At 42.8% G+C, this 21219-nt stretch carries 17 protein-coding genes and 4 tRNA genes; 9 read left to right on the forward strand and 12 right to left on the reverse strand.

Annotated elements, in window-relative coordinates; genetic code table 11:
- Window positions 1–104: 104 nt before the first annotated feature.
- Window positions 105–512, reverse strand: coding sequence for a DUF962 domain-containing protein (locus tag I6E83_RS01390; RefSeq protein WP_197099679.1), 408 nt, complete (start codon window positions 510–512; stop codon window positions 105–107).
- A 420-nt stretch (window positions 513–932) separates the two neighbouring features.
- Here I6E83_RS01390 and ppx point away from each other — a divergent pair, with 420 nt between their 5' ends.
- The 5 genes from ppx (at window position 933) to I6E83_RS01415 (ending at window position 6952) form a co-directional block, all read left to right on the forward strand.
- Window positions 933–2459, forward strand: coding sequence for an exopolyphosphatase (ppx, locus tag I6E83_RS01395; protein ID WP_110921959.1), 1527 nt, complete (start codon window positions 933–935; stop codon window positions 2457–2459).
- Window positions 2460–2660: 201 nt separating this feature from the next.
- Window positions 2661–3464 (forward strand): acetyl-CoA carboxylase carboxyltransferase subunit alpha, encoded by an 804-nt coding sequence (locus I6E83_RS01400; protein ID WP_110921958.1) that lies wholly within the window; start codon window positions 2661–2663, stop codon window positions 3462–3464.
- Window positions 3465–3627: 163 nt separating this feature from the next.
- Window positions 3628–5238: a tRNA lysidine(34) synthetase TilS gene (gene tilS, locus I6E83_RS01405; RefSeq protein ID WP_197099680.1), complete on the forward strand. Its 1611-nt coding sequence runs from the start codon at window positions 3628–3630 to the stop codon at window positions 5236–5238.
- A 145-nt stretch (window positions 5239–5383) separates the two neighbouring features.
- Window positions 5384–6217 (forward strand): pyrroline-5-carboxylate reductase, encoded by an 834-nt coding sequence (gene proC / locus I6E83_RS01410; RefSeq protein WP_197099681.1) that lies wholly within the window; start codon window positions 5384–5386, stop codon window positions 6215–6217.
- Window positions 6218–6382: 165 nt separating this feature from the next.
- A complete protein-coding gene (locus I6E83_RS01415) occupies window positions 6383–6952 on the forward strand; it encodes a YggT family protein (RefSeq protein WP_110921955.1) in 570 nt (189 codons plus the stop codon).
- Between the two features lie 132 nt (window positions 6953–7084).
- Here the strand turns inward: I6E83_RS01415 and I6E83_RS01420 are convergent, their stop codons facing one another.
- A complete protein-coding gene (locus I6E83_RS01420) occupies window positions 7085–7873 on the reverse strand; it encodes a hydroxymethylpyrimidine/phosphomethylpyrimidine kinase (RefSeq protein WP_197099682.1) in 789 nt (262 codons plus the stop codon).
- Window positions 7874–8339: 466 nt separating this feature from the next.
- Between I6E83_RS01420 and I6E83_RS01425 the strand changes: the two genes are divergently transcribed.
- From I6E83_RS01425 to I6E83_RS01435, 3 genes are all read left to right on the forward strand, one after another.
- Window positions 8340–8429: transfer RNA gene (locus I6E83_RS01425), tRNA-Ser, on the forward strand.
- A 176-nt stretch (window positions 8430–8605) separates the two neighbouring features.
- A tRNA-Arg gene (locus tag I6E83_RS01430) sits at window positions 8606–8682 on the forward strand.
- 216 nt (window positions 8683–8898) lie between these two features.
- Window positions 8899–9570, forward strand: coding sequence for an RDD family protein (locus tag I6E83_RS01435; protein WP_197099683.1), 672 nt, complete (start codon window positions 8899–8901; stop codon window positions 9568–9570).
- Between the two features lie 73 nt (window positions 9571–9643).
- On the opposite strand, the gene I6E83_RS01440 is transcribed toward I6E83_RS01435, so the two are convergent.
- The 10 genes from I6E83_RS01440 to I6E83_RS01485 form a co-directional block, all read right to left on the reverse strand.
- The gene (locus I6E83_RS01440; RefSeq protein WP_197099684.1) at window positions 9644–10627 is read right to left on the reverse strand and encodes a calcium/sodium antiporter; all 984 of its coding nucleotides are present in this window, start codon (window positions 10625–10627) and stop codon (window positions 9644–9646) included.
- 209 nt (window positions 10628–10836) lie between these two features.
- A complete protein-coding gene (gene panD / locus I6E83_RS01445) occupies window positions 10837–11217 on the reverse strand; it encodes an aspartate 1-decarboxylase (RefSeq protein WP_025651868.1) in 381 nt (126 codons plus the stop codon).
- A gap of 173 nt (window positions 11218–11390) precedes the next feature.
- On the reverse strand, window positions 11391–11972 hold the full coding sequence (gene pth / locus I6E83_RS01450; RefSeq protein WP_197099685.1) for an aminoacyl-tRNA hydrolase: 582 nt from the start codon (window positions 11970–11972) through the stop codon (window positions 11391–11393).
- A gap of 208 nt (window positions 11973–12180) precedes the next feature.
- Window positions 12181–12855 carry a 50S ribosomal protein L25/general stress protein Ctc gene (locus I6E83_RS01455; RefSeq protein WP_110921950.1) on the reverse strand — a complete coding sequence of 225 codons (675 nt, stop codon included), beginning with the start codon at window positions 12853–12855 and terminating at the stop codon, window positions 12181–12183.
- Window positions 12856–13236: 381 nt separating this feature from the next.
- The gene (locus I6E83_RS01460; protein WP_110921948.1) at window positions 13237–14184 is read right to left on the reverse strand and encodes a ribose-phosphate pyrophosphokinase; all 948 of its coding nucleotides are present in this window, start codon (window positions 14182–14184) and stop codon (window positions 13237–13239) included.
- A 110-nt stretch (window positions 14185–14294) separates the two neighbouring features.
- Window positions 14295–14370 (reverse strand) — tRNA-Gln (locus tag I6E83_RS01465).
- A 245-nt stretch (window positions 14371–14615) separates the two neighbouring features.
- Window positions 14616–14691, reverse strand: a tRNA-Gln gene (locus tag I6E83_RS01470).
- A 166-nt stretch (window positions 14692–14857) separates the two neighbouring features.
- Window positions 14858–15823 (reverse strand): 4-(cytidine 5'-diphospho)-2-C-methyl-D-erythritol kinase, encoded by a 966-nt coding sequence (ispE, locus tag I6E83_RS01475; protein WP_197099686.1) that lies wholly within the window; start codon window positions 15821–15823, stop codon window positions 14858–14860.
- 103 nt (window positions 15824–15926) lie between these two features.
- The gene (gene lolB / locus I6E83_RS01480; protein WP_197099687.1) at window positions 15927–16550 is read right to left on the reverse strand and encodes a lipoprotein insertase outer membrane protein LolB; all 624 of its coding nucleotides are present in this window, start codon (window positions 16548–16550) and stop codon (window positions 15927–15929) included.
- 193 nt (window positions 16551–16743) lie between these two features.
- Window positions 16744–18696 (reverse strand): tetratricopeptide repeat protein, encoded by a 1953-nt coding sequence (locus I6E83_RS01485; protein WP_197099688.1) that lies wholly within the window; start codon window positions 18694–18696, stop codon window positions 16744–16746.
- 541 nt (window positions 18697–19237) lie between these two features.
- Between I6E83_RS01485 and hemA the strand changes: the two genes are divergently transcribed.
- Entirely contained in the window at window positions 19238–20680 is a 1443-nt protein-coding gene (gene hemA, locus I6E83_RS01490) for a glutamyl-tRNA reductase (protein ID WP_197099689.1), read from the forward strand.
- The last annotated feature ends 539 nt before the right edge of the window (window positions 20681–21219 follow it).

Below are 21219 nucleotides of genomic sequence, written 5' to 3' on the forward strand. Positions count from 1 at the left end.
GAATGTGGAATGACACGAATAAAATCCTCAAAACGAATAAAAAACTGGGCTGCTATTTTAAGCAGCCCAGTTTTTTAATGCGTGCTGTATGTAACGATTGAATTTTATCGTGATTTATCAAACTTGCGATCTCTCAAGCTTAAGTTGCCGCGCACCACATCGCCATACATTCGGAAGTCGCTAGCAAAGCTTTTTAACGGAAATTTAAAAGAGGCCGGTTTGTTTTTTTCAAAGAAAAAATGTCCGACCCATGCACAAGCATATCCTGCGGCAATACCTTTGAGTAGTGGTTTGGGTGAACGGGTTTTGACAGACTTGGCCAGTCCTAACAAACCAAAACTACTACCTGCGAAGTGCAAGCGACGGCAAGCCATGTTTTGATGCTCATCCAAATAGAAATCATAAAATTTTTGAGCAGCTGGCGTATTGGTTTTGACGATTTCTTTTTTGGCATTGCTATTGATCTGCGTATCAGTAGTTTTGGCCATGTTCTGTATGGCAGTATTATTCATTTTTTAGCTTCCTTGCTAGTGGTATCGTGTATGCCATATAAATTGAGGCAGACTTTAACATTGGTGAGTAAATCTCTTTCTATTGAAATGCTGACTATAGGTAATAGCCTATTTATAAGCTGACACCAAGTCACTGTTATTTATTATAATATTGGTGGCTTTCAATGTAGCAAACCCATATTATTAACACAAGCAATAGATGCTGAGTGTGCCTCGTTTACTGTATATATGGTGTCATGACACGTTCACTGTGATTTTGTGTCGCTTGCGAGTGTTTGGCATAAATGCTTTAATGGCAAAAATAGCGTCTATTCGTATAGATAGCCCTATTTTATGCATCTGTAATTTTTGCACAGATCAGCCGCCTGATTTTTAATAAGTATTCTTTTTCCCTTATCTAACATGGTAACGACTTCTCCTATGCCTATTGACTACCTTACGAATCCACCGCTTGCTGATGACGAAATGATGGCAGCCATTGATATTGGCTCCAACAGCTTTCACCTAGCCATTGCGCGTCTCGATCATGGTGAGGTGCGAAAAGTAGTGTCTATGTCTGAAAAGGTGCAGCTGGCCGCCGGATTAGATGAAAATAAGATCCTAAGTGCAGCAGCTGAAAAGCGTGGTCTTGATTGTTTGAGTCGGTTCGTGGCGCGCTTGGACTCAGTGCCTCCAGAGCGTATTCGTGTGGTTGCAACCAATGCGTTGCGCCAAGCCAAAAACGCCAACGACTTTATTGCACGTGCCAATAAGATTTTGCCCAAGCCTATTGAAATTATTGCAGGGCGCGAAGAAGCTCGATTGATTTATTTGGGTGTTTCGCACACCAATGCCAGTAGCGATAAACGCTTGGTGATGGATATCGGTGGTGGTTCGACAGAGTTCATTATTGGTCAAGAGTTCGATCCACTATTGACTGAGAGTCTACAGATGGGTTGTGTGGCTTTTACGCAAAAATACTTTTCTGACGGATTGATTACTAAAGAAGCTTTTAATAATGCTATCTCAGGCGCGCGCAAAGAAGTACTCGCAATCAACGGCCGTTATCAAAAGACTGGCTGGAGTAGTGTGGTTGGCTCTAGTGGTACGATCAAAGCAGTGCGTAATGTCCTTGTCTCAAAAGGCTGGGCTGATGAGCAAGAGCGAATTACTTATAAAGGTGTCAAAAAACTAGAGAAGCTGCTGCTCAAGATTGGTAACGTTGATGATATTGACTTAGAAGGTGTGAAAGAGCACCGTAAAGCAGTATTCCCAGCGGGTGTTGCCGTATTGCGTGCAGTGATGAAAGTGTTAAGCATTGAAACCATTGCTTATTCAGATGGTGCGCTACGCGAAGGGGTTATGTATGACATGCTCGGACGTTTTGCTAGTGAAGATGTGCGTGACCGCAGTGTATTGGCACTGATTAAGCGTTATTCAGGTGATAAGAAACAAGCCAAACAAGTGGTCAAGACCAGCCGTCATTTATTTGAACAGGTCATGGATAAGCTTGCGCTTAGTAGCGATGATGGTGACTTGCTCAGACGTGCAGCCTTCCTGCACGAGATAGGGCTCGCGATCAGTCATAGCAGCTATCATAAGCACAGTGCGTACCTGCTCGAATATTCAGATATTCCAGGATTTTCGCAAGTCGATCAAAAACGTATGGCGCAGTTGATGCTCAATCATCGCCGTAAGCTCAAGGCTGATATGCTTGAGCAAACGTGCACTATCGGTGGTGATCAGCTCGTTTATCTTTGCTTACTATTACGTCTGGCAGTGTTGGCACATCATAGCCGCAGCGATTATGAGTTACCAGAATTAGAATTAAAAGTTATGGATGATAACTGTTGGCAAATCACCGTTATTGATAGCAGTGAACACTATGCTTTCTTATTGTCTGATCTCCTGACGGAAGCGGATCAATTTGCCAAGTGGGGCGTGAAGCTGAGCGTGGTTGAAGCTTAGCGCTTATAGAAATTACGGTTGTAATTATTAAGCTAAAGATTCGCGTAACAAAAGCTGCTCTGTCGGTAATGTTATGCGATTTAAGATGTGCTACTATAGCTTCTATTGAGTTTACAACTGTACTTTCATTATCTACAAACCCATTATCTACAAACCGATAACGACGCTATTGTTAAATATAATTATTAAAGGGAAAGGTCTATGAGCACTGTCTGGGATAGTGTGCAGCTTGCACGACACGCCAAGCGTCCATTATTTATGGACTATGTTAATCAACTGTTTACCGAATTTGATGAGTTGCATGGCGACCGTGCTTTTGCCGATGACAAAGCCATACTTGGTGGCTTGGCTCGTTTTGACGGTATGCCAGTAATGGTAATTGGTCAACATCGTGGTCGCAGTACTCGCGAGCGTATTGCTCATAACTTTGGTATGGCCAATCCTGAAGGTTATCGCAAAGTGATTCGTTTGGTCAAAATGGCTGAGCGTTTTAATATTCCTGTGATGACCTTTGTGGATACCCAAGGCGCATATCCTGGTATCGGTGCTGAAGAACGTGGTCAAGCACAAGCCATTGCAGAAAGTATTGCGGTGTTCTCTAGCCTAAAAGTCCCTATCATTGTCACCATTATCGGTGAAGGTGGTTCAGGTGGTGCATTAGCCATTGGCGTGGGTGATAAAGTAAACATGCTGCAAAACAGTATTTACTCAGTCATCTCTCCTGAAGGTTGTGCGTCCATCTTATGGAAAACCGCTGAAAAAGCACAAGATGCTAGTGAAGCATTGAAATTAAACGCCATTAACCTATATCAAATGGGCTTAATTGATGCTGTTATTGAAGAAGGCGAAGGTGCTCACGTGCAACCGCAGCCAGTCATGACTGCACTAAAAGCACTCATTGCTGAACAGTTAGATGAACTTAAAGACTTAGATGCGCATGATCGTTGCGAGCTACGTTATGAAAAGCTAAAAACGTTTAACTCTGAAGTGATGTTGCCTGCTTAGTAATCTAATACTGTACCAACCTAATATTAAACATCACGAATACGTGGCTTTTAATATTAGATGTTGAGCTTAGTGCTAAAATAAAAACGTGTCATTTAATGGCGCGTTTTTTTGTGGCTGTTACTATATAAAGCACCTAACGTAACTAAAAATAAGGCTGACTATGACCAGCAGTGCAATACTTTCTTACTCTATTGAGCCAGTCGCTGAATTACCCGCTGACGATAAGCTAGCTGCAGCATTATTGAGCAGTTTGGCTGAGTATGATGAACAGCTGCATGGGCGACGAATTTGGCTAGCATGTAGTGGTGGGCGTGATTCACTGGCATTAGCAGCGTTATGTGTGCAGCTCTATCGACAAGGTAAATTACCATTTTTACCGCAGCTCTTACATGTAAATCACGGCTTACAAGCAGACAGTAGCGCTTGGGCAGCCCATGTCGCTGATTGGGCAGCGGCTCAAAAAATACCGTGTTATATATTACGTGCGCAAGTGAACGGTCATGATGAACAAGCAGCACGGCAAGCTCGCTATGAGGTAATGCGCGCACATATCAATCAAGGTGATGTTTTGCTATTGGGCCATCATGCTGACGACCAAGCAGAGACCGTATTGATGCGATTGATTCAAGGTGCTGGTGTGAATGGTCTATCGGGCATGCAGCCGTGGCGCGTACAGAGACAAGGCGGACAGCATAATATACTATGGCGGCCTTGGCTTACCATTCAGCGTAGCCGTATCAGTGCCTATGCTCAGCGTCTACAACTGCCCTATATTGATGATCCAACCAATGACACAGGCGATAACGTGCGTAGTGGATTACGCCGTGACATCATGCCGGTATTGGCGTCATACAATCCCAACGTCATTGATAATATTGCTCGTAGCGCGCAGCTATTGAGTGAAGCACAGGCAAGTGTCAGTGCACAAGCCGCTACAGATTTGCAGCAGACAGCGGTTGCTTCATTGCAGTTGCCATCTGCTCAGCAAGTCATAAATATTGATGAGCTGCACAAACTACCACTGTATCGCCAACGTCAATTATTACATTATTGGCTGGGTCAAGATGAGCCATTACCACCAGCTAAGCAGCTCGTAGATGATGTACTCCATCTAAGCCAACGTGATGACCACGATCATCAAACGGAACTGTTTTGGCAAGGTCGTAAGCAATCTTATACTATTCGTCGTTATCGGCAGCAGCTTTATCGTCTAAGCAATAAGTGGCTGACTTGGCTGAAATTGTCGCTTACCGAACAGGCGCGACGATTACAACAAACCTCTTCACCTGAGTTTAATGCAGCTGACGAACAGCCTGTCTTGACTACTTTACGTAGTGACCATAATTTCACTTGGCAGGTGCAGATTTTGGCAAATGAATTGGCGGGATTATTAGACCATGACCAATATGACACACTGCTAAAATCATCAAGAACAGCAATGTTAAAGATAGCACCGTTGGGTCGTAAGCAGCGTGTACAAACAGCACTAGCGTCACGCCCACAGTCTGGCAAAAAGCTTTACCAAACTTTGGGTATCCCCTCATGGTTACGCGATAGCTTAATAGTGATCAGTGTGGATTTTATAGATGAGAAAATGACCGAAAATGAAAGTCCGATAGCGTTGCCTATTTTATTGCTGTCGCCTTTTGATCGTTGGATATTAAGCGTTGATAATCTGAAAACTGACACTACCAATCATCAGCTCGCTCACCTTATTAAAAGTAATCTAAGTCCCAAAAAAGGTGCAAAAAATAGAGCAGATTGCTTGTAATTTATTAGATGCTCTTAAGTTTGATGGCACTATGGTCGGCATGAATTTATCAAACGGTGCTGGTAGCAGTATGGTAAACTAAATGTCATTTTGTATATGCATATGTTAGTTTGAATAACTTTGAATTTTTGTGTAGGAGACAAGTATGTCAGTATTAGATAATAAAAAAATCAGCTTTATCGGCGGCGGAAATATGGCTCAGGCTTTGATTAGCGGGCTAGTGAGCTCTGGCGTCAATCCTGAACTTATTACTGTATCAGCACCTAGCAAAGAGACACGTGAGCAGTATGATAAGCAGCAAATGAACACGGTTGATGCCAGTGCAAACCCTAAAGCTGCTGTGATTGGCGCTGACATCGTCGTACTGGCTGTTAAGCCACAAGTAATGAGACAGGTTGTTGGTGAGTTTGCTGATGCTCTAGACAATCAGTTGGTGATTTCAGTGGCAGCAGGTCTGTCGACGGATCTCTTATCTGACATGTTGGGTGGCTATAGCAACATCGTACGCGCAATGCCAAATACGCCTTCGATGATTCAAATGGGTGCAACTGGTCTATATGGTACGGATGCTATTTCAGCTGAACAAAAGCAGCTAGCAACCGCAGTCGTAGAAGCCTCAGGCTTGGTCATATGGGTTGATGATGAAGCGCATATGCATGCAGTTACGGCCGTGTCAGGCTCAGCACCTGCTTATATGTTTTACTTCATCGAATCGATGGTTGATGGAGCCGTGGCTTTAGGTTTGGACAAAGAAAAAGCCTCAGCGCTAGCGATGCAAACCATGTTAGGCGCTGCGAAAATGGCGATGAACAGTGATGATACGCCTGCTGAATTGCGTCGTAAAGTCACCTCGCCAAAAGGTACTACTCAAGCCGCAGTAGAGTCTATGCAAGCCAATGAAATCGGCCGTCAAATCAGCGAAGCGATGAAAGCCTGCTCTGATCGCAGCCAAGCGCTTAGTGAAGAGATGAGCAAATAGTTAGAAAAACCCAAAAATACGATTGCCGGTGTCCAGATGATTGTAATCTACAAATTATCATACTGACACCGTATCCAATTTATAGAGGGTCGACTACACTAAGCATCTGATAATGACATTCGTCATCCTAGAACCTGTTAATAACGTCACATTGAGTAGCACTTCATGAACAACATGTTATTTCAAATCTTTGATTTGGTCACCACCTTTGCGATGATGTTGGTGTTTATTCGTTTCATGCTGCAATTTGCAGGTATGGATGCGAGCAATCCAATGATAGCTCCTGCTTATAAAGCCACCCATATTGTCGATGTTTTTGGACGTATTTTTCCAACGGTTGGTCAAGGTCGTATCAGTATTGCAGCGATTGTACTGATGTTTTTGATTCGTCTGATTGATATCTCTGGAAAGGCAGCACTGACCCATAAAGGCATTGCACCTGTACCGTTATTTTTCACTGGTACTGTCAGTTTGATTTTAGATTTTTTGCGTATGTGTCGCTACTTGGTTATTGGTTCAATTATCGTCAGCTGGATTGTCGTGTTTACGCAATCTCAGCATCCGATTATTGGCATCATTATGAATCTTGCGGAGCCAATCTTGGAACCGTTTCGCCGTATCACGCCAAACATGGGTATGCTTGATTTATCACCGATGATAGCCTTTGTTGCTTTTATTCTGCTAGAGATGTTTATTGGTGGTTTGGCAGCGAGCTTCTTGCCGATGTTAGGCTAAGCCAAATTTATTAAGCTAAAAGCTACATTGTCGAAAATACAATACATAAAAAAGGCGCTCTATAAGACATAGAGCGCCTTTTTTTGTCGCTGATAAAAGATATCCGTATATAAGGACATCAATCAGTTGCAATCAGATGAAACGATTGGGTATCAGTTGGGCGCGAGCATTATCAGGGTGCGGTGCATCAGCAGCACGCAGTGTTTGGGTAATCCAACTATCCGCTGCCTTAACTGCATCAACAAGTAAATCTCCCATTGCTAAACGTCCAGCGATAAAGCTAGCCAGTGAGCAGCCTGAGCCGTGAAATTCGCCTTCTAGACGCGGCAAAATGCTTTGATGTACCATCTCACCTTTTATATATAGATACTGCTCAATATCACCGCTATCAAAATCATGTGACGTTTTTACCAATACGGCATGAGTACCTTGCTCACATAGCTTCTGTGCGCCGATGTGTAAGTCCTGCTCACCGCTTAATGCACGTAGCTCATGCGTATTCGGTGTGATTAGAGTGGCGTAGGGGAGAAGCAATTTAAAAGCAGTGACTAATGTCTTTTCATCACCTAGGCTGCCACCGCTGTTGGCGACCAATACTGGGTCTAATACAAAAGGTGTCTCAGCAGCGATAACTTGCTCAGCAAACAACTGGGTCAACATCGCGATATTATCAGTCGTACCAAGCATACCTGATTTGATAACGCTAACAGGCAGATCATCGAGCACTGCTGTGGCTTGGTCTTTTACCAAGTCCGCGGCACAAGCCTCAAAGCCAAATACTTGTTGCGAGTTTTGTACGGTGATGGCAGTACAGGCAATGGCAGCATGAGCACCTGCTTGGCCAACGGCTTCAATATCGGCTTGTAATCCAGCACCACCGGAGGGATCCAATCCTGAAAAGCAAAGAACCACTGGTCGCATAACACTTCCTTTGATATATTTTAAAATGAATAATAAATACTATAGCTATCCACTGCTGAAAAAGCCACAGTAAGTGAGAGATTGTATCGTTGAGTTCAAATAATTTCGATACAAGGAAACTGAGTGCAAGCTATACATTAGTGTGCTTAGCGAGGATGACGATGTAGCGGATTGATATGGATTTGACTATATATTGAAAGTTAATGCATCGATCAAATTTACCGATAAATAGTAATTAACCGCATATTGATTGGCTTAGACCTCATTCTTGCTAGTTTTTAGAGATACTTTACTCGTTAAAAAAGGCATAAGACGATATAAACAAATAAATATCATAAAAATTGCATTAAATAGCTAGACAATGCTTGCAATTCTTTTTGGTTTTGCTATAATCATCGCCCACGGGATAAGACGTATTATCAGCAATAATACTATTTTTTAGAACTTAAAAAGTCTTACGTCGTTTGGTGAAGTGGGTGAGTGGCTGAAACCAGTTCCCTGCTAAGGAACCATACGTTTGCGCGTATCGAGGGTTCGAATCCCTCCTTCACCTCCATTTATAGTGTTGTTTTTAGAGTAGCATCGCAAAAATCAGTTGTTAGTCTTTATAAGTTAAAAATTAATTATATTTTAATGAATAAAGATGTTGACACAAGCGATATTATCTATATAATGACCAACCTAATTTACTGTAATTGTTATTAACAACGCAGTGGATGATGTGCAAAATACGCGCCTGTAGCTCAGTTGGATAGAGCACTTGGCTACGAACTAAGGGGTCGGGAGTTCGAATCTCTCCAGGCGCACCATTTGCATACTAGCTTATTATGTAAGCTTAAGAAGTACCTAAAATAATCGCCTGTCTTATGACAATTTGGCGGTTTTTTTATGTCTGTTACTTTTGTCTTTATACTTCCTGCCGTGAGCAAATGTATGAGCAGATAGCATCTGAGGATAATGTACGATACAACCGTGAATTACGGTACAATGGAGCCATTATTCACTGCTTGCTATGAGCTTTTACCATGTCAAAAAGTTTATCTAAACGCACATCCAAAGCAACCGCAAAATCAAAGCCTCAACGTAATGCTCCTATGCAGCAAATACCTGATGAAGAGCCAACGATCGCTAAGCCCACTACACGTGTCGTGGCGGTACTCTATGATGGCATGTTGATTTTGGCATTGTTGTTCCTAGTGGGAACGATGCTGACTGTGATTGGCACATTGCTGACCATGAATACAGGTACAGACTCTTCTCAAGCACAGTCGTTGCCAACTTGGTATCAGAACGTCATCATGACGCCGTCTTTTGTATTAACGTTAGTGGCGTTCTATGGGTTGTTTTGGCGTCGTGGTGGACAGACACTGGGTATGCAAACTTGGCGATTAAAAACCGTGAATAACTCAGGTCATTTACTGACATGGGGACAGTCATTTAAGCGTATTTTGGCGGCATGTTTGATGCCATTACTGTTTGGTATTATCGGTAGCTTAATCGGTGGGTCACGTGCGTTATTATTAACCAGCGCCTTATTAGGTTGGGTTTTTAATTACGCCTTTTGTTTGTTTAATCGTCGCGGCTTAGCAGTGCAAGATATGTTATCCAATACCATAACCCTAAAAATGCCAAAAGTAGCACACGAAGGGTTATGGCGTGGTTTTAGAAACCGCAAGCAGTCACAAAATAAACCTTAATATATAACCATGATATATATAGCTACGTATGACTTATTATGTATGGATATGTGCGAGCAATCACGTCAACACTTTATAAATTGACGGTTTGAATCAGCCATCCGGTATAGCCCACAAAAAATAGCATTAACATGGCACCAGAGGTTCGTCCAAATGGTCGATTGGTGACAAAAGCAAATCCACAAAGTACCACTAGTAATACCGTAATCAGGCCCATGGCCATCACGTCACGTGAAAAAATCACTGGGTTTACGGTGATAGGGGCAATGACGGTTGCCAAGCCAACCACGGCAAGGGTATTAAAAATATTAGAACCAATAATATTGCCCAGCGCCATGTCATGTTCACCTTTACGAGCAGCAGACAAGCTAGAGACCAGCTCAGGTAATGAGGTGCCAACTGCAACAATCGTCAATCCAATGATCAACTCACTCAGTCCCCAAAATGTTGCGACCTCAACTGCGCCCCAAACAATGGCTCTTGAACTGGCAACCAACATCAACATGCCCAAAAACAAACTGCCCAAGCCTCTTATTACGCTCGGCTCTTCATGGTTTGTGCTCGCATCATCTTCTGTTATGACATCGTCGTCATGTTCATGATTGCCTTCTCGAATACTTAATACGATTTGAGTGGCCAATACCAATACCAACAGTACCAATAGCACAATACCATCCACTTGGCTGAGTGAGCCGTCACGCAGCTGCCATGCTGCAACAGCCGTAATCATCAGTAAGATAGGCAAGTCACGCTTGACGATGGCCTTACGGATGATAATGGGGCTTATTATTACGGTTGCGCCCAGTACCAACGCAATATTAATAATATTAGAGCCATAAGCGTTACCGAGTGCCAACTCAGGGCTGCCTTCTAACGCTGCTAGTACCGATACCACCATCTCAGGTGCTGAGGTACCAATACCCAAAATAAGTACGCCAATTAAAAAACTGGGTACTCGAAACTTTTGTGCCAATGCTGTTGCGCCATCGATAAAAACATCAGCGCTCCAAACCAAAATTGCTAGACCAATCAAAATTGCAATGACTGCCAACCACATTTAGATAACTCCTTCGTTAGGGATAAAAATAGATATTGGGTTTTGAATAAGCTTACATCATATAAAAATGGCATAAAAAAAAGCTGAATCACAATCTGGATTCAGCTTCGATATAAGTACAAGTATTTTAATGGGATTTTGACAACTACAGCAACTGTATGATTAGGTATTTACTCATACTTTATGTAACAAGCTTTTTAGTGATTTTCTTAAGCCACTTGTACAGGAATAATATTAGCTGTGTCTTTTACGGTGTTGTCTTCATTACAATAGACCAGTTTTGGCTGATAAGTTTCTGCTTCAACCTCATCAAAATGAGCATAGGCACAAATAATCACGATATCGCCCAAATCGGCCATATGAGCAGCAGCACCATTCAATGAAATGATGCCTGAACCTGCTTCAGCACGAATCGCATAAGTGCGAAACCGTTTGCCATTGGTAACGTTATAGATATCGATAGATTCATTTTCGCGCAGACCTGCAAGGTCTAATAAATCGCCATCAATACCGCAAGAGCCTTCGTAATGAAGCTCTGCATGTGTGACGCGGGCACGGTGCAATTTGCATTTAAGCATATTAAGTAGCATGGATTGCTTCCTTAGCGTGATGAAAGTAATAAGTTAATGGGGGCAAATCTACCTAAAAAAAGGCAGTATTACCCAAACCCGTAGCTGAATGAACAGTTGTAGGTAAGTTGTTGATTAACTGGGCAGAATTGGAATTAAAATACGTCTGCCAGAATAGGCGGTATCATACCGTGTTATTCGGGTAGTTTGAAACCGTTTATCTGAGAACGCGCGCGTTCAATATCGCCATCTAGCAGTAATGGCAATGCTTCAAAAGCAGCAGTTAAGGCGCTATCGATGCCAATTTGCTCATCAGGAGAGGCTTTTGAAAGGACATGTCCACTAACTTTAGACTTATGACCAGGATGACCAATACCCACACGCAATCGATGAAAATCGCTACCAATATGCGGCGTAATATCACGCAAGCCATTGTGACCACCGTGGCCACCACCTGTTTTTAATTTAATGCTGCCAGCAGGAATATCGAGCTCGTCGTGAGCAATGAGCAACTGATCATTATCAATGCCATAAAAATTCACCATCGGCACAACCGACTCACCTGACTTATTCATAAAGGTGAGTGGCATCAATAAGCGCACATCATGCCCATGAATTTGCCCGCGTCCTGTGACACCATGGAATTTTTTGTCATGGCTCAGGTCAATATTGAACTGCTGTGCCAAATGATGGACGAACCAAAATCCTGCATTATGACGCGTAAACATATACTGCTGACCAGGATTACCAAGACCGACAATAAGCTTTATGGCCATAAAAACGTCCTGCTTGAGTTTAATAAATGAGTGGTAAGGTTTGGGTATCAAAGTATTGAATTATAGACGTATCGAATTACCGATATTATTTTTATACCCAAACTGTACTTACAAAAACAGCAGGAGATATTCATCACCTGCTGTTTTTTTGACTAAGCGCACCAGTAACTATATAACAAACAATAGGTCGCTATATAGAGTTTGGTTATTACTCGCCGTCTTTCTTGTCTTCAGACTGTTCAGTAGCAGGTACTTCAGCTGCGTCAACTTCTTCAGCATCTGCATCAACTTCTTCAACTGTCGGTGGTAGCATGTTAGCGATAGTACGGTCATGACCGTCTTCTAGCTCAAGCTCGTTGATAACAACGCCTTCAGGAAGTTTGATGTCTGATAAACGAAGCAAATCACCGATTTCCATACCAGATACGTCTATTTCTAGATACTCAGGTAGTAGTGATGGAATGCAAGAGATTTCGATATCAGATACTAGCGTTGACAGAACACCAGCTTTTGCTGTGCCTGGCGCTTCTTCTTTACCAGCAAAATGAACAGGAACGTTCATAGTGATTTTTTGACCTTTCACAACGCGCTGGAAATCAGCATGCATTGGGAAGCCTTTAGCTGGATGGCGTTGCAAGTCTTTGATAACTGCTTGATGCTCTACGCCGTCAACATTGATGGTCAAGATGTGTGAGAAGAACGCTTCAAATTCAAGCGATTTTACCAACTCGTTGATTTTGATAGAGATAGAGGTAGGCTCTTCGTTGCCACCATAGATAATAGCAGGAACTAGATTCTGCTTACGTAGGCGGCGGCTCGCACCTTTACCTTGTTGTTCAGCAGAACGATCAACTGCGTTTAGCTCAAAATGGTTAATGCTCATGGATATAATCCTATAAAAAGAATGATGAAGTGTCTGGTCATAAAAAAGTGGATTTGCGACCAATCCACTAATACGTGATGATAGCTAAGTATTATTAGTGATAGTTACTACCAAAAACTCTACGCTTAGCCATTTGCTTGTCGTAACGATTTTTATGATAGTTATTATCATGGTCGTCGTTACTTCACAGCATGATCAGCACTTTCGATAATGCCAACCTGATTGAATAAAACAAACGGGCGGCACAGGCGCGCATTATACGTGATTTTGTAGTAATAATAAAGACCTACGAAAAAGGGCTGTGTAAAATTATTAAGCAAAAAATAGCGCCAAGTAATGAAACTTGACGCTATTTTTATGATGAGCACTACTGCTTAAATGTTAGCCATCAAACATTGCGCTAATAGATTCTTCATTATTAATACGACGTAGGCTTTCAGCCAGCATCGGCGCGATGCTTACTTGACGAATTTTGCTACAAGCTTTTGCTGCATCAGACAGTGGAATCGTATCAGTCACAACCAGCTCATCTAACGCAGATTCACTGATGTTTTTCAATGCATTACCAGATAGAACAGGGTGAGTGATGTAAGCTAAAACGCGACGCGCACCATTCGCTTTCAATGCTTCAGCGGCTTTGCATAGTGTACCTGCAGTATCAACCATATCATCAACGATCACGCAATCACGGTCACGAACGTCGCCGATGATGTGCATAACTTGTGATTCATTGGCACGAGCACGGCGCTTATCGATAATTGCCATGTCGGTATCACCCAACTGCTTGGCCATTGCACGTGCACGAACAACACCACCGACATCAGGTGAGACAACCATGATGTTGTCATAATCTTGTTTTTGTAGGTCATTCAATAGCACAGGCGTGCCGTAGATGTTGTCTACAGGAATATCGAAGAAACCTTGAATTTGATCTGAGTGCAAATCAACCGTCATTACGCGGTCAATACTGACGATGTTTAGCATATCAGCGACGACTTTAGCAGAGATAGGTACACGAGCTGAGCGTGGACGACGATCTTGACGCGCATAACCGAAATAAGGCATGACAGCCGTGATGCGACCAGCACTAGAGCGACGCAAGGCGTCAGCCATCATCATGATTTCCATCAAGTTGTCATTGGTCGGTGCACAAGTAGGCTGCATGATAAACACGTCTTTACCGCGCACGTGCTCTTTGATTTCCACGGCAATTTCGCCATCAGAAAAACGCGTGATGTCAGCTTTACCAAGAGGTATGTGAAGATGATCGGCTACGGTTTTTGCTAATTCTGGGTGGGCATTGCCCGTAAAAATCGCCAAATAAGGCATGACAGAAGTCCTATTGATTGACTCAAGCAGAGACCGCTAAGCAGTGTCAAACTGCTCAAATTCAGAAAAGAGTGGTGAAAAGTTTTGATGACTACTATTACAGTAAAAAATGGTAGGGGTAGCTGGACTCGAACCAACGGATGTCAGGATCAAAACCTGATGCCTTACCAACTTGGCTATACCCCTGTAATGTCTAGGCTGTGTACGTCCGATTTCTAGCAGTAACTTTTAGTAATTGTTACTTTTAGAATGGCGTTACGACCTTTCAGTTATTTACAAAACGGATAAACCGTTTGATATCTAACTTTTCCCTAGCGGCGTTCATTGCGAACTATACCGAAACTGGGATGGCGTTGTCAATGGTAATACGATAAGTGGCTGTCTATAAACCGCTTATAATGTATACATATCAAACACTTCGAACTTAAAAATGGCAGGGGTAGCTGGACTCGAACCAACGGATGTCAGGATCAAAACCTGATGCCTTACCAACTTGGCTATACCCCTATTGAGGCGACCTATTATAAGTAAATTTTCAGATTTTGCAAGTCATTTGCGGATTTTTATGGCATTTATTCGCAAGTCATGAAAAACAGCATCGTTTTGGCATCCTACGATACCTGCAATTTTCATTACTGTTGTACCAAAAATAAAATATCTAACACCGCAAAGGCTATGCCAGACTATTTACCAAATACCCCGTACAAGGTGCTTCCGCAACCCACTTTGCTAAAAGTACTTTGTCAGTAGTCATGCTTGCATCCAATGGCAAAAACACTGCGCTACCAGAGCCAGTCATTCGTGCTGTACCTATCGCTTGCTGCTCTAACCCTTGTAAGTAACGTAAAGCCTCTTTAACAGCAGGTGCGAGGCTCGTCACCACTGGCGTAAAAACATTGTGATAGGGCGCAATAAGAGTCTGCAAATAATCATTGGACTGGTTTTTGATGGTTTCAGTCGATAAGGGCGTGATGTCTCGCTTTAGTTTTGGATGCGCGAACAGCTTTGCAGTATTCACATGAGCGTCAGGCATCAAAATCAAATATTGCTGTTCTGGTAAATCAATGGCGGTCAGTTCCTCACCAATACCCATCGCAATCGCATCTTGCCCAAAGATAAATATGGGCACATCAGCGCCCACTTTTGCACCGATTTTTATAAGCTCGTTACAAGTAAAGCCAAGCTGCCAAATCTCATTTAATGCCAATAAAGTAGTAGCTGCATTAGAAGAGCCACCACCCAATCCTGCGCCCATCGGTAAGTGCTTATCTAAAGTGACATTCACTGATGTTAACTGCTTAGGTAGCTTGTCAGATTGTACGGAAGCCGTTAATAATGCGTGTGCTGCTTTAAAAATGAGATTATCTTCTATGCTGGTCGTTATCGCTTCTGCGCCAGTTAGTGTCAGTAGTTGATGGCACAGCTTTGTAGCGTCTAACGCGTTATCGCTAGTATCAATGACTACATCACTGTCTACTGAAAAATGTAAATAATCACCACAATCGAGCAGACGAAAGACTGTTTGTAAATTATGATAGCCATCAGTACGCTTACCAGTAATATGCAAAAACAAATTAATCTTTGCAGGTGATAAGCGGGTGATAGTAGAGGCAGACGATGCGGCTATATTTTTAATCATAATGTACAGTCATAAAGTTTTCAGCCATAAACGGCTATCTTAATAAGCACGGGTGGTTTGATGAGTAACTGCTCTCATTAGTGAGTGATTAGCGATTGATAATTTAGTGATTAATCGTCATTACAACCTTGTTGCCTTGAGGCTGCACAGCACTGATTTTACTTGGTAGCTTATCATTGCCCTTATAGGTGAAGCTAGCCGTCCACTCACCGTTAACTGAGCTGATTAAGCGCTTTTGGGCATCCATTTCTGGCGCACTGTCTGAAGGTGCTGGACGACCAGATATCCAATAAGGCATTTGTGAGATAGGAGCCTGCCAGCCGGTTGCTTTTTTCAATAGAGTCTCAGGATCATTGGCTGTCAATGACCCTGTTTTTTCACTGACTAGCGTGGCGGTTTGACCATCATATTCGATATTGGTTTTACCGATACCTAGCGCGCCAATCAGCTCGATAGCAAAGCGGTCGTCTTGTTGTCCCCACGCATAAAAGGCACTACCACCTTGAGCACCTGTGGTGTCGTTAGCAGGCATCGTTACACCAATTTTGCCAGTAATATTAAAGGTCTCAAGCTTTTGTGGTTGCTCTTGTATAGTCGTAGTAGGTTGGTTGGTAGTCGCACTCGCTGTTTTTAATGACTGGCAACCAGACGTTATCACGAGCGCTGCCGCCATAGCTGTGAATAGAGTGACTTTATTAAGCTTATAAGAAGTAGTAATTACTGACATGATGTTTCCCCAATAATGAACAAATTTACAAAGATATTAGCTTAAATGTTATTTGTTACTCGGTTATGCGTGGCTGTTAGCTTCTTATAAGTGCCTTGTAATTAAGTGCCTTGTAATTAAGTGCCTTGTAATTAAGTGCTCTGCAATCGTTGAACTGCTTTGCCTACATCAAAATGGATTATTGACCATGCATTTAATACAGTTGTATGCGGTCATTAATATTATGCTGTCCGAATGAAAAGCGTTTCTGCAAGTCTATGAGTAGCGTCTCGACTCTTGCATTGTTGCCTAGGCCTTGATACGCACGTAACAGTAAAGCACCTGAACGTAGCGTAGGCAATACGTCATAAGGTGTCTGTAGGTAGTCGATAACTTGCTGGTAGTTTTTATTAGCCAGTGCATTGCTTGCTAGGATATTGAGTGCTTGTAGATGTAGCTCATTATCATAACGTGGGTCATCATAGTGAATTTTAATGATCGCTGACGCAAGCGCGAGACCTTGTTCGGAGCTGCGTTCGTTTGCTAGCAATAGCTGTGCATAACTGAGCTTATAAGAGAGATTGCTAGGATCTAAAGCCTGTAAATGATTGAGCAGTGGCCGTTTTACGATATAGTCTTCTTTATCATCGAGGAGCTGGGCGCGTGCAAACAAGAGCATTTCATTATCGGGATAATTACGCGATGCTTTAGTTAGCAAGCTCAGGGCTTCGTCAGGTTTGTTTTGCTGCCATAAGATATCGGCTTGCATCACAAACGTGTCAGGTGCAAATACTTCAAAGTCTTTACGCAGCTTTTCTAAGACTGACATTGCCGCCTTGGTATTGTTACTGAGTAATTCAAATGCGACAACTTTTCTACGAGCTTCTAGCACCAAGTCTTCTTGCATAACGCCATTGAGATAGTATTTGGCTTGTTCAAATTTCTGCTGGCGCTCAGCACTGATACCAAGGTAGTAATAAGCCTGATTAAGATAAGCGGGTGTCTTTGCCAGCATATTGAGTAACTGATCGGCATTATCATATTTTTCGATATCCAAGCTTACTAATGCTGCTAATAAAGTAATCTCAGCATCATCATTGAAATGCTTATGTGCTTTTAGTAATAACTCCCATGCTTTTTGGCTTTGCTTTAAATCCAACAAATAGCGGATTTCATACAAGTACAGGTTCTTACTGTCTGGATTACGCAGCCGTGCTTGGCTGACATAATTGATCACTGTCTCAGCAGTAACGATTTTGCGCAATATGTCGGCCTTTAAGGTAATAAAGGGCACATAGTCTGGTTGGCGTTCTAAAGCGCGGTTGATATGGATAATGGCATTTTCAGGCTCATTAAACTGGTAAAGCAAGCCTGCTTTTAATACGGATAGTGAAGCATTTTGCTCGCTATCTAGCGGTTGTAGCGCGGCAAGTAATTCTCGCTTATCTTCATCATCGTTTGGATAGATACCGATAAGAATTTCGCTTAGGTCTGCGCGAGGGTCGTAACGCAAGATACGGTTCAATGTCTCGCCAGCTAGTAAGTAGTCATGTGCTCGTAGTGCCAAATGTGCTACATAAAACCAGGCAGGCACGTGATCAGGGTTTTGGTCTTGCCATGTTTTGGCAAACTGTAACGAATCCTCGACTCGTTCATTACGCAAAGACAAACTAAGCGCTCTCTCAAACACTGCCGTTGCATCTTCTTTAAAAGATTGCTGCTTGTAGATAGTAATCGCGCGATTTTTGTCATCGCGATCTGCTGCAAACTCCGCGTCTAGCAGCGCATATAAACTTGGCTCTTCGAGCTCAGGTTGCCATAAGCTTGCTGGGGCTAAGCCATTAATATTGGCAACCTTGCCTGTGGGCTGTATGCTTGTCTGAATAGTTGTTGTCGTATGACTCGTCGCATTGTTATTCGATGCATTGTTGCTGTATGCATTGTCGTCTACGATAGCTGCTGATACGCTGGGTCCAGTGGTCTGTAATAAGATGTTGGAAGGGTTTGCGTATACAGAAGAAGATCCTAGGCACAGACAGACGGCCAACGATAATGTTAGCTTATAGTGTTGCCATAGACGTTCAATAATGTCATGCCATAAAGCATGAAGGTTAGATTGGGCGTCATGCGCAAGTTTTGATCGAAGTAATGACCCGAAAAAAATCATAGATAACCGTATTTGCCCGTTATTTATCTATATCGATAAGTAAGCTATTTTTTAATTATTTTAAACTAAATGTTGGTAACGAGTACCCATAACCAACATTATAAGAGTAGATAGCTGGTATAAACAATAGTGACCGTGTTACTCGGACAGTGGCATTAACTATTCTAACAATAGCTGTTGGGGAAAGGCGTGGTTCTCTGACTATTTATGCCGATAATTCGTGATCAATATTGGTCAGAATATTATGAAAATATAACAAGTTAATGCAAAGTAAGCGAATAGTTTGTAAGCATTTTTTAAACATTTGCTCAAATTCAAACATTGGCTTTACCAATCGTATGAGTAGTTGATTTGTGACATACGCGCCCAGATACAAGCAAATAGTTATCATCGGTAGGTGAGTGTTAATTAAAGCTGGCAATAATGATATAATAAGCGGTTTTCAGATTATTTCTTTTAACGCTGTCGTCTAAAACTGTCTTTTAAAAATAATAAGATAGAGCGGTTGGCAGATGAGCATCATTTTTATGGTCTATCAATAATGAGATTAGTGGTCATTGGGGTCAATCACAAAACTGCACCAGTCGCTCTACGAGAGCGCTTGGCGCTAGTAGGTGACGATGTGAATGTCGCGCTCAAACAGTTAGAAGCATTCACAGATGGTAGTGTGATTGTCTCTACCTGTAACCGGACTGAGATTTACGCCCTTGTACCACAAACCTTAGCGTCGCAAACTGTAGTACCACAAACAGCATCGCAAAATCCGATCTTACCGTCGTTAGATTCACAATTATCAGAATCCCAAACGGCTGAGTCTACTGGTCAGGAAGTGGCTAGCAATGCTTTTATCAGTAGTAGCAAGCTCTCATCTGCCACCATCAGTGCTCATATTATCAAAATTAAAAGCTGGCTGGCTACTTTCAAGCAACTGTCACTCTCTGAAATTGACTCGTATCTTTATGTGCATCGTGATACGCATGCTCTGACCCATTGGCTCAGGGTCGCCGCAGGGCTAGACTCTATGATATTAGGTGAGCCGCAGATACTCGGTCAAATCAAGCGCTCGGTACATCTCGCACAAGAGCAAAAAGTATTGAGTAATCAGCTAGGCTGGGTCGTCGATCAAGTGTTTGCGGCTGCCAAGCGTGTGCGCAATGAGACCAAAGTAGGTGCACAAGCGGTATCGCTCAGCTTTGCAGCGGCCAAACTCGTTACGCAAATATTTGACGATTTGCCCAGTCGCACTCTATTGGTTGTGGCAGCAGGCGAGATGAATCGTCTGGTCGCGACACACATTGCGGGGCTTGGGGTCGGGCGGGTTATCATTTGCAATCGCAACCCCGAACGAGCGGAAGCGTTAGCGGCGGAGCTGCGCAATCCTAATCGCCGTGTGGAAGTCAGAACACTGCAAGAGCTACCGCAAGTGTTGGCAGAGGCTGATATTGTCAGTAGCTGTAGCGGCAGTATGGATTTATTGATTGATAAAACCATGACGTTGCAGGCGCTCAAGCGTCGCCGCTATCAGCCAATGTTGATGATTGACTTAGCAGTGCCGCGCGATATTGACTCCACCATTAGCCGTATAGATGATATCTATCTGTATTCTGTCGACGATCTGCAGCACGTGATTGCTGGTAACATCGAGCAGCGCAGACAAGCAGCCGTAGATGCGGAGCTACTGGTCAGCCAACTTGTCGTTGAGATGGATCGTCGTTTTCAAGTGCGCCAAGTCGGTAAAGACATTGAGCAGTATCGTGCGCGTACTCAGGATCAAGTAGACAAACTCCTGCATGATTCTATCGCTCAGTTACAGCAGAGTGATGCTAGCCCTGAAGATATCCTCACCGAGCTGTCACGCCGTCTGACCCAGAAACTCACACATGCACCATCGAAGCTGATGCGTAAGGCTGCCCGTGAAGGTGACAGCGAACTATTAGACTTTGTGGTAGCAGGCTTGAACGAGTCACATCGCGGCCGTCGATAGTTGCTATTTCTTTATCAAAAAATCATAGATTCGCCAGTGCATGCATTGCGCGAACATATCGTTGTCAACCTGCATTATCAGTGCTAATATCGAGCTGTGATAAGCATATTAAGCGATGATAATCTGTCGAGATACGCTGGCCATTATTCGATAAACGCCTTAGCGCACTTATGCTGGCTCAGTATCTATTCATGTCATCCATCATCCGCGACCACTGTAATGAATCTACCACTGCGTAGCATTTATATCGGTGCATATGTTTTGTACGATTTTGTCTCAAGTTAATAAAATCAATGCATGCAAGACACAATCATCAACGGCAATAGCACTAGGATAAAGCGCTATATCGTCAACCCTGCGTCGTACTCTCGATTATTACTCGATATTAGTATCCAAATGAATATTAGCTATAGTATAGTCATTCCACTATAAAAGTATTACTGCTTTAACCTCACTTGAAGTATTAAACATACATCTACACTCGGTTGCCTTGTACTACTTTTAAATTGAAACAACTATAGTCTCTAGCAATAGTGCTA

Origin of the sequence: Psychrobacter sp. SZ93C1, assembly GCF_015864635.1 — a bacterium.
GTDB lineage: Bacteria > Pseudomonadota > Gammaproteobacteria > Pseudomonadales > Moraxellaceae > Psychrobacter > Psychrobacter fozii.

Bases quoted from the DNA above. Each gene is read 5' to 3' on its own strand.
- pth (WP_197099685.1), bottom strand. From the start codon at position 11,972: ATGGCCATAAAGCTTATTGTCGGTCTTGGTAATCCTGGTCAGCAGTAT.
- I6E83_RS01420 (WP_197099682.1), bottom strand. From the start codon at position 7,873: ATGCGACCAGTGGTTCTTTGCTTTTCAGGATTGGATCCCTCCGGTGGT.
- ppx (WP_110921959.1), top strand. From the start codon at position 933: ATGCCTATTGACTACCTTACGAATCCACCGCTTGCTGATGACGAAATG.
- ispE (WP_197099686.1), bottom strand. From the start codon at position 15,823: ATGATTAAAAATATAGCCGCATCGTCTGCCTCTACTATCACCCGCTTA.
- hemA (WP_197099689.1), top strand. From the start codon at position 19,238: ATGAGATTAGTGGTCATTGGGGTCAATCACAAAACTGCACCAGTCGCT.
- I6E83_RS01390 (WP_197099679.1), bottom strand. From the start codon at position 512: ATGAATAATACTGCCATACAGAACATGGCCAAAACTACTGATACGCAG.
- I6E83_RS01485 (WP_197099688.1), bottom strand. From the start codon at position 18,696: ATGATTTTTTTCGGGTCATTACTTCGATCAAAACTTGCGCATGACGCC.
- I6E83_RS01455 (WP_110921950.1), bottom strand. From the start codon at position 12,855: ATGAGCATTAACCATTTTGAGCTAAACGCAGTTGATCGTTCTGCTGAA.
- I6E83_RS01440 (WP_197099684.1), bottom strand. From the start codon at position 10,627: ATGTGGTTGGCAGTCATTGCAATTTTGATTGGTCTAGCAATTTTGGTT.
- I6E83_RS01460 (WP_110921948.1), bottom strand. From the start codon at position 14,184: ATGCCTTATTTGGCGATTTTTACGGGCAATGCCCACCCAGAATTAGCA.
- I6E83_RS01435 (WP_197099683.1), top strand. From the start codon at position 8,899: ATGTCAAAAAGTTTATCTAAACGCACATCCAAAGCAACCGCAAAATCA.
- I6E83_RS01400 (WP_110921958.1), top strand. From the start codon at position 2,661: ATGAGCACTGTCTGGGATAGTGTGCAGCTTGCACGACACGCCAAGCGT.
- I6E83_RS01415 (WP_110921955.1), top strand. From the start codon at position 6,383: ATGAACAACATGTTATTTCAAATCTTTGATTTGGTCACCACCTTTGCG.
- panD (WP_025651868.1), bottom strand. From the start codon at position 11,217: ATGCTACTTAATATGCTTAAATGCAAATTGCACCGTGCCCGCGTCACA.
- proC (WP_197099681.1), top strand. From the start codon at position 5,384: ATGTCAGTATTAGATAATAAAAAAATCAGCTTTATCGGCGGCGGAAAT.
- lolB (WP_197099687.1), bottom strand. From the start codon at position 16,550: ATGTCAGTAATTACTACTTCTTATAAGCTTAATAAAGTCACTCTATTC.
- tilS (WP_197099680.1), top strand. From the start codon at position 3,628: ATGACCAGCAGTGCAATACTTTCTTACTCTATTGAGCCAGTCGCTGAA.